Origin of the sequence: Citrobacter sp. HN-141, assembly GCF_033341895.1 — a bacterium.
Classification (GTDB): domain Bacteria; phylum Pseudomonadota; class Gammaproteobacteria; order Enterobacterales; family Enterobacteriaceae; genus Citrobacter.
Genome location: NZ_JAWPBF010000071.1, coordinates 1 through 239, shown reverse-complemented (window position 1 = coordinate 239; position 239 = coordinate 1). Strand labels below are relative to the sequence as shown.

1 protein-coding gene is annotated in these 239 nt (G+C 49.0%); it reads right to left on the bottom strand.

The window, feature by feature from the left end:
- Positions 1-42: 42 nt before the first annotated feature.
- On the bottom strand, positions 43-239 hold a 197-nt coding region (locus RYZ59_RS24625), incomplete at its 5' end, for a hypothetical protein (protein WP_318051117.1).

Here is a 239-nt window from a genome sequence, read left to right as displayed (position 1 = left end):
CAGAAACTCAAGGTCGGGGTCGTGTCGGTAGGTAGCCATATTTCACCTCATTGCAGATATTGGACCTGACAGTTTAAGGAAGCCACCGGACAGGGTTTGTCCGCCTGAAAAACAAAAAAGTAAAAAAAACCTGCCCGAAAGCAGGTTTCTGTTCACCGGATAGAGGTATAACGCGTCGGGATTACTTTCCGCGCCATTCCTTTTCCACTTTATCCGCAAAAGCATCGCACTGCCGGGCA